5 protein-coding genes are annotated in these 7075 nt (G+C 71.9%); 1 reads left to right on the top strand and 4 read right to left on the bottom strand.

The features are described from left to right. Positions 1-640, top strand: a 640-nt coding sequence (locus tag HMPREF0731_RS16110; protein WP_040613636.1) for a tellurite resistance TerB family protein, incomplete at its 5' end; no start/stop codon positions are given. Here the strand turns inward: HMPREF0731_RS16110 and HMPREF0731_RS16105 are convergent. The 4 genes from HMPREF0731_RS16105 to HMPREF0731_RS16090 form a co-directional block, all read right to left on the bottom strand. Continuing rightward, positions 637-2925 (bottom strand): FdhF/YdeP family oxidoreductase, encoded by a 2289-nt coding sequence (locus tag HMPREF0731_RS16105; RefSeq protein ID WP_007005237.1) that lies wholly within the window; start codon positions 2923-2925, stop codon positions 637-639. The genes HMPREF0731_RS16110 and HMPREF0731_RS16105 overlap by 4 nt on opposite strands. A 113-nt stretch (positions 2926-3038) precedes the next feature. After that, positions 3039-4169: an iron-containing alcohol dehydrogenase gene (locus tag HMPREF0731_RS16100; RefSeq protein ID WP_051014790.1), complete on the bottom strand. Its 1131-nt coding sequence runs from the start codon at positions 4167-4169 to the stop codon at positions 3039-3041. A gap of 92 nt (positions 4170-4261) precedes the next feature. Further along, the gene (locus tag HMPREF0731_RS16095; protein WP_007005235.1) at positions 4262-5248 is read right to left on the bottom strand and encodes a Bug family tripartite tricarboxylate transporter substrate binding protein; all 987 of its coding nucleotides are present in this window, start codon (positions 5246-5248) and stop codon (positions 4262-4264) included. A 46-nt stretch (positions 5249-5294) separates the two neighbouring features. Continuing rightward, positions 5295-6767, bottom strand: a complete 1473-nt coding sequence (locus HMPREF0731_RS16090; RefSeq protein ID WP_007005234.1) for an FAD-binding oxidoreductase — start codon at positions 6765-6767, stop codon at positions 5295-5297. Between the last annotated feature and the right edge of the window lie 308 nt (positions 6768-7075).

Genomic DNA, 7075 nt, shown 5'->3' with positions numbered 1-7075 from the left:
GCGCGGGCTTGGCGGCATGGGCGGCTATGCCGCGGGCGGCGCGGCGGGCGGGGTGCTCGGCCTGCTGCTGGGCGGCAAGCGCAAGAAGAAGAAGGGTGGATTTGGCGGCGTGCTGAGCCACGGCGCCGCCGCGATGCTGGGCGCGCTGGCCAGCCGCGCCTATGAGAACTGGCAGAGCGGGCGGAACCCGGCCTCCGCCCCGGTGGCGACACCGCAGGAGGCGGCGCGGGTCGAGCCGCGCTACCTGCCGCCCGCCGCGCCGGCGGCCGATGGCCAGCCCTTCGAACTGGCGCTGGTGCGGGCCATGATCGCCGCCGCCAAGGCTGATGGCCATATCGATGCCGAGGAGCATCAGCGCATCTTCGCCCGCGTCGAGGCCTTGGGGCTGGACGCGGAGGGCAAGGCTTTCGTCTTCGACGCGCTCTCGGCCCCGATCGGCCCTGGCGAGATCGCCGCCAGCGCCCGCACGCCCGAGCAGGCGGCGGAGCTCTACCTCGCCTCCCGCCTGGCGGTGGACCCGGACCAGCCGGCGGAGCGCGCCTATCTCGAGGCGCTGGCGCACCGGCTGAAGCTGCCGCCGGGCCTGGCCGAGCATCTCGACCGTCAGGCCGACGCGGCCGCCGAGGGCGCGGCGGGCTAAGCCGCCGCGCGCTCCACCCGCACGGGGATGGATTTCGCCGCGGGCACATGGCTTTCGCGGGCATGGTGCCACAGCGGCAGCAGCGGGTTGCATTCCGGGTAGTAGCCGGCGGCGCTGCCCGGCGGCAGGTCGTATTCCACCACCTGCAGGTTGCGCACGCAGCGCTCCACCCCGTCATCGGCCGCGGTGGCGAGGTCGACGCGGTCGCCCTCCTGCAGCCCCATGCGCCGCATGTCCTCGGCGTTCAGCATCACCACCGTGCGGCTGCCGCTGATGCCGCGGAAGCGGTCGTCATAGCCATAGATGGTGGTGTTGAACTGGTCGTTGCTGCGGATGGTCATCAGCGCCAGCGTGCCCTCCTGCTGCGGCATGTCCGGATTGCTGTCCAGGCTGCGCAGCGTCAGGAAGTTTGCGCGGCCCGTATCGGTCTGCCAGACGCGCTGCCGCGCCGGGTTGGCGCGGAAGAAGCCGCCGGGCTCGCGCATGCGGCGGCTGTAGTCATGGTACCAGTCCGGCTTGGTCTCGGCGATCAGCGCGCGGATGCGCTCGTAATCGGCGATCCAGCCATCCCAGTCGAGCTTCGGGTTCGGCTCCAGCACCGCCTTGGCCAGGCCCGCGATGATGGCGGGCTCGGAACGCAGTTCGGAACTCGCCGGCTCGCGGATGCCGCGTGAGGGATGGATGCAGGAGGTGCTGTCCTCCATCGAGGTGATCTGCGGACCGCTCGCCTGGCGGTCGATCTCGATGCGGCTGAGGCAGGGCAGCAGGTAGGCGCGGCGGCCATGCACCAGATGGCTGCGGTTCAGCTTGGTGGTGATCATCACCGTCAGCGGCAGCTTGCGCCAGGCCGGCACCAGCAGCCCGTGCTCCGGCAGGGAGCGGACAAGATTGCCGCCCAGCTGCAGCACCGCGCGCGCGGTGCCGTCAATGACACGGCCGGCGGCCTCGACGACATCCGTGCCTTTCTCGCGCGGCGGCGCAAAGCCGAACATTTCTGCCAGTTTGTCGAGCGGGGCGAGCTCCGGCTTCTCGGTGATCCAGACGGCGCGCTGGCCCTGCACATTGGAATGGCCGCGCACCGGGCAGATGCCGGCGCCGGGCTTGCCCATCTGGCCGCGCATCAGCAGCAGGGAGACCAGCATGCGCACCGTCTCCACCCCCGCGCGGTGCTGCGTCAGCCCCATGCCATAGACGCCCAGCACCCGCTCGGCCTTGGCGTATTCGCGCGCCAGGATCTCGATGGCGCTGCGCTTCAGGCCGGAGTGCTGCTCGATCTCCGCCCAGTCCTTGCTGCGCAGCGCATCGGCAAAGGCGTCGAAGCCCTGGGTGTGCTCGGCGATGAAATCATGGTCCAGCACCGGGCTGCCGCCCTCGCGCTTGGCCGCATCCTCCATCTCCAGCAGCGTCTTGCAGAGCCCGGCGATCAGCGCCAGGTCACCGCCCGGGCGCGGCTGCAGAAGGTGGCGGGCGATCTGCGTCGGCGTGCCGGCGGTCATCTGCACCGGGTTCTGCGGGTTGGTGAAGCGCTCCAGCCCGCGCTCGCGCAGCGGATTGATCACCACGATGGGCACGCCGCGGCGCGACGCCTCGTCCAGCTGGTGCAGCATGCGCGGGCTGTTGGTGGGCGTGTTCTGCCCGAAGATCATGATGAAATCGGTCTGCTCGAAATCCTCGAGCGTGACGGTGCCGACCGGCACGCCGATCGCCTGCGGCAGCGCGACCGAAGTGCTCTCGTGGCACATGTTCGAGGAATCGGGCAGGTTGTTGGTGCCATAGGCGCGAGCCAGCAGCTGCCACAGATAGGAGGCCTCGTTGCTGGCGCGGCCGGAGGCGTAGAAGATCGCCTCATCCGGCCGCATGGCGCGGAGTTCCGCGCCGATCTCGGCGAAGGCCTTCTGCCAGGTGACGGGCACGTAGCGGTCGGTGGTCTCGTCCCAGCGCATCGGCTCGGTCAGGCGGCCGGCCTGTTCCAGCGCGTGGTCGGTCCAGCCCTCCAACTCGGTCACCGTGTGGCGGGCGAAGAAATCCGGCGCCACGCGCTCGCTGGTCAGGTCCCAGGCGGTGGCCTTGGCGCCGTTCTCGCAGAATTCGAAGAGATGCGGCGGCGACGGCTTGGCCCATGCGCAGGAGACGCACATGAAGCCGCCTTCCTTGTTCTGCTGCCGCAGGGCCAGCGCGGTGCTGGCGGCATTGCCCTCGCGCCGCAGGATGTTGCCCAGCGAACGCACCGAGCCCCAGCCGCCGGAGGGGCCCCGATACGCCTCGTGCCGCAGCTTCTCCGCCATGATGCGCCCTTTCCCGCCGTGCCGTGCTCGGGGCTAAACCGGCGGGAGGGGCGGGGAGTTGCCGCCGGCGCGCCCGGCTTATGGCCAGGCCCGCGCCGCGCGGCGGCGCTGCGTCAATAGGCGGCCTCGTACATCGCCAGGATCTGCGCCTGGCTGAGGTCGCGCGGATTGTTGTCGAGCAGCCGGCGGATGGCATGCGCCTCCGCCGCCATGGCGGGCAGGTCGTCGCGCGGCACGCCGAGCGCGCCCAGCCGCATCTCGATGCCGAGACCCGCGCAGAAGCGGTGCGTCGCCTCGCGCACCGTGCTCTCCTCGCTGCTGGCGGGCAGGCCCAGCGCGTCGAGCACCAGCGCGGTCTTCTCCGCCATCACCGGGGCGTTGAAGGCCAGGGTGTGCGGGAAGATCACGGCGCAGGCCAGGCCGTGCGGGATGTTGTGGCGGGTGCCGAGCGGATAGGCCACCGCATGGCCGGCCGTGGTGTTCACCGGGCCCAGGCAGAAGCCGCCATAGAGCGAGGCCAGCGCCAGGCCGGCGCGCGCCTCGCGGTCGCTGCCATCGGCGACGGCGCGGGCCAGGAAGCGGCCGACCAGGCGGATGCCCTCCAGCGCGTAGAGGTCGATCGCCGGATGCGCCTTGCGGCTGGTGAAGGCCTCGACGCAATGCGCCATGGCGTCGACGCCGGTGGCCGCCGTCACCGCCGGCGGCACGGTCAGCGTCAGCTCCGGGTCCAGCAGGGCGATGTCGGCCAGCATGTGCAGGCTCTGCACCGCGATCTTGTTGCGCGTCGCCGGGTCGGTCACCAGGGCGCGGATGCCGCCCTCGCTGCCGGTGCCGGCGGTGGTCGGCAGCTGCGCCAGCAGCACCTGGCGGCCGGCCACCTTGTCGGGGCCGGCCACGTCATGGATGGACTGGCCGCTGCCCGGCAGCACCGCCACCAGCTTGGCCAGGTCCATGGCGCTGCCGCCGCCGAAGCCCACCACCAGCTCCGGCCGCACCGCCTCGGCCATGGCCACCGCCTTCTCCAGGTTCGGCACGTCCGGCTCGGGCTTCACCGCGCCGAAGACATGCACCTCGCCCGGCAGGTCGAGCAGCGCGACGCGGCCGGCATTGAAGGCATCGGCGACGACCAGGCTGCGGGTGACGCCGCGGGCGCGCGCCCATTGGCCGAGCTTGGGCGCCACCCCGCCGCCGAGCTCGAGCAGCGGCGGGCGGGCGATCTGCAGGGGGCTTGCGAGGTCGGTCATGCGGAGCATCCTGAAGGGCGGGCAGGCGGGGTTGCCAGGGGCGGGAAGGGCCGGCAGGAGAGCCTCCTGCCGGCCCGGCGGGCGGGAAGGGTTCAGTCGGCGCTGGCGCCGGAGGCCTGCACCAGCGCCCGCCACATCGGCCGCTCGCGCGCCGCGCGCTCGGCCGCCTGCTGCGGCGTGGTCCAGACCGGCTTGGCGCCGATCTTGGCGAAGCGCTCCTGCTGCGCCGGATCCTCCACCGCCTGCTTCAGCGCGGCGTTGATGCGGGCGATGATCTCGGCCGGGGTGCCGGCGGGGGCGACGAAGCCGCCCCAGACGGTGACGACGAAATCCGCCATGCCCGCCTGGCCCATGGTCGGCACCTCGGGCAGGGCCGGCCAGCGCTCGGCGCTGGTGACGGCGAGCGCGCGCATCTGCCCGCCCTGCACCAGCCCCATATAGGAGGCGACGCCGTCGATGGCGAAATCGACATCGCCATTCAGCAGCGCCGGGATGGTCTGCGACGCGCCGCGATAGGGCACATGCACCGCCTCCACCCCGATGCGGCTGAAGAACAGCGCGCTGGAGAGATGCGTGGTGGTGCCGATGCCGGTGGAGCCATAGGTGATTCCGCCCGGCTTGGCCTTGGCCCAGGCGATGAACTCGGCGAGGCTGGTGGCCGGCACCTTGCCCGGGGCGACGACGGCGATGTTGGGGAATTCCCAGCCCAGCGCCACGGGTGCCAGGTCGCGCTCCACGTCATAGGGCACGTTGCGGTAGAGATACTGGTTGATCGAGAAATTGCTGACCGTGCCGGCGCCGATCGTGTAGCCATCCGGCGCCGCCTTGGCGACGGCGTCGATGCCGATATTGCCGCTGGCGCCGGGGCGGTTCTCGATCACCACCGGCTGGCCCAGGCTGCGCGAGAGCTGCTCGGCATAGAGCCGGCCGAGCACATCGGTCGCACCCCCGGGCGGGTAGGGCACGATCAGCCGCACCGGCCGCTCCGGCCAGCGGGATTGCGCGCGGGCCAGGCCGGGCAGGGCCAGTGAACCGGCGGCCCCGAGGGCGGCGGTGCGGAGCAGCGTGCGGCGTTGCATGGATCTCGTTTCCTTCGTCTTGTTTGGTGAAGAGTGGGCGCCGGCGCTAGGCGTCGGGCAGCACCTTGCCCGGGTTCATCAGCCCCAGCGGGTCGAGCAGCGCCTTGACCCGGCGCATCCAGGCGAGGTCGACCGGATCGGCCACGCGGGCCAGCCGGGCGCGGTTGGTGATGCCGATGCCATGCTCGGCGCTGATGGCGCCACCGAGGCCCGCCGTCACCGCATCCACGACCTCGTTGATGCGGGCGGCCAGCGCGGCGAGGGCGGCGGCATCGGCGCATTGCGCGCGGTCGAGAATGGCCAGCACATGCATGTTGCCGTCGCCGACATGGCCATGCATGACGATGCGCGCCTGCGGCGCGACCTCGGCGATGCGCGCCTCCACCTGGCGGACGAATTCGGCCTGGCGCTCCAGCGGCACGGCGCTGTCATGGCTGACCACATGGCCGGCGGCCTTGCTGCCCTCGGAGACGCTGTGGCGGATCTTCCACAGCGCCTGGGCCTGGGCCTCGCTCTCGGCCAGGATGGCGTCGGTGACGAGGCCCTCCTCCATCGCCGCGCCCAGCACATCCTCGAGCGGGGTGCGCAGATCGATGCCGGCCAGGCTGTCGGTCAGCTCGATCAGCAGGTACCAGGGCGCCTCCAGCGCGAAGGGGATGGCGACATGCGGCACATGCTCGGCGATCACCGCGACCTGGCCGCGCGACATCGCCTCCAGGCTGGCCAGGCGGTCGCCCAGGGCCCCGCGCAGGCGTTCCAGCAGCGCCAGCGCCGCCTCGATCTCCGGCAGCGCCACCAGCGCCAGGGCATGGCTGCGCGGCCGCGGGAACAGCTTCAGCGCAGCGGCGGTGACGATGCCGAGCGTGCCCTCGGCGCCGATGAAGAGCTGCTTCAGGTCGTAGCCCGAGGAATTCTTGCGCAGACGCTGCAGCCGGTCGAGCACGCTGCCATCGGGCAGCACCACCTCCAGCCCCAGCACCAGCTCGCGCGTATTGCCGTAGCGCAGCACGGCGGTGCCGCCGGCATTGGTGGCGATGTTGCCGCCGATCTGGCAGCTGCCCTCGGCGCCGAGGCTGAGCGGGAAGAGCCGGTCGACCGCCGCCGCCGCCTCCTGGATCTGCGCCAGGATGCAGCCGGCCTCGACGGTGATGGAATTGGCCAGGGGCGAGACGGCGCGGATGCGGTTCAGCCGGTCCAGCCGCAGCACGATGGAGCGGCCCTCGGCCCCGGGCGTCGCGGCGCCGCACATGCCGGTGTTGCCGCCCTGCGGCACGATGGCGACGCCCTGCGCGGCGCAGAGCTTCACCACGGACGCGACCTCCGCCGTGTCGGCCGGCTTCACCACGGCGATGGCCCGGCCGTGATAGCGGCCGCGCCAATCGGTCAGGTAAGGCTCCAGGTCGCCGGCCTCGGTGATGACATAGGGGGCGCGGCAGATGGCGGCCAGCGCGGTGACCAGCGCGGCATCGTCCAGAGGCGCATCGGCGGCGCGGGCCGCCTGGCGGGTGGTGCTGCTCAAACCCTTCCTCCTCGCGGCGGGACGCCTTCCCGCCTTGGGCGGTGTGGCCAAGCTCTACGCCGCATGCGTGAATTGCGCAATTAATTATGCGCAAAATGCGCAGAAAGATTGAAGCCGCCGCAAATGCCGCTATGGTCGTCCTGCCCCAGCCCGAGAGCGCCATGCCCCGCCACCCCCCGATTCCGCGCGCCCGATGACGCGCTGGCTGATCCTGGCCGATGATCTGACCGGGGCGGCGGATTGCGCCGTGGCCTTCGCCCGGCGCGGCCATGCCGCCGCCGTCGCCTGGCCCGAGGGCGCCGGCGCCC

It is taken from the genome of Pseudoroseomonas cervicalis ATCC 49957, assembly GCF_000164635.1.
Lineage (GTDB): Bacteria > Pseudomonadota > Alphaproteobacteria > Acetobacterales > Acetobacteraceae > Pseudoroseomonas > Pseudoroseomonas cervicalis.
The sequence above is the reverse complement of the archived record's forward strand: the minus strand, read 5'-3'. Positions and strand labels throughout refer to the sequence as shown.